The 1,017-nt window shown below is 62.4% G+C and carries 1 pseudogene; it reads right to left on the reverse strand.

The features are described from left to right. A pseudogene (locus E1J61_RS35815) lies at positions 1-1,017 on the reverse strand (GPI inositol-deacylase); the annotation flags it as partial.

Below are 1,017 nucleotides of genomic sequence, written 5' to 3' on the forward strand. Positions count from 1 at the left end.
ATAAGTCTTGAGCGGCTCGTCCGAAGCAATCGGCAACGCCATCACCTGCCGGTACTCGCTGGTCTGGACACGCAGCCAGCCCCGCGGATAAGAAGCGCTCGGCAACAACTCCAATGGCCCTGGTGCGTTGGCAAAGACCGCTGTGACTTCCTTGCCGGTCTTGCCGATCACCGCGCGTTCGATGGCGCCCATCAGGTTGCCTTTCGCATCCTCAAAGCCCGCACGTACCCGCTTGTAGGCCGCCGCTGCCCCGACGGGGGGCTGGACGTTGTGATAGATGCCAAGGATCTTCTTGTCGATACCGTTGCCGTACTTCGGATTCAACATCGCCCTGGCAACCAGCCCGCCCATCGAATGCGTCACGATGATGACCTTCTCGCAGCGACGCCCATTGGCCTGGTACATCGCGATCACTTCGTCAATGCGCCTGGCAAGCTTGCCCGCCGATACGCCGTTGCTTTGCAGCCAGTTGTATCCCATGGCATAGACCGGATACCAGCAGTTCCCGACCCGCCGGATCTCATCCTCGGTCAATGGCTGGCCTGCACCACCGCCCCACTCCCTTGGGTCCACGCCCAGCACCGGTATGCTGTGCGGCATCTTCCAGGCAAGCGACACCTCTCCCGTCGGTGCCAGCAGATCGTTCATTCTCGCTTCCATCAGCTTGATGGCCGTGCCGTACGATTCGAACATGACCTCGCTCCAGCCGCGCCAGCGGGCCTTCTGTGCCGCGGTGGCCTCATGCCTGCCGCGCTTCGCCTTCCATTGCTCTGCCGCAGCAGGCAACGGGGCGCTCATCAGCAAGCCGATGTCGGGCAGGCCATCCGGAACATTGCGGTGCCGTTTGTCGGAATTTGCGGTCGCCTCGCCCATCAGGTCGAACTTTCCCGCGTCTTCGGTCACCTCATAGCGATCGACCTCGGTCTCGTCGGGATCGAAGTTCAGTTGCCGGCGTTTCGGTGAGTCTCTGCGGCGGGAAAGGCTGTCGATCTTCTCGTCCGGCCGCCACGCCCGGTT

Source organism: Cupriavidus sp. L7L (genome assembly GCF_004353535.1).
Classification (GTDB): domain Bacteria; phylum Pseudomonadota; class Gammaproteobacteria; order Burkholderiales; family Burkholderiaceae; genus Cupriavidus; species Cupriavidus oxalaticus_A.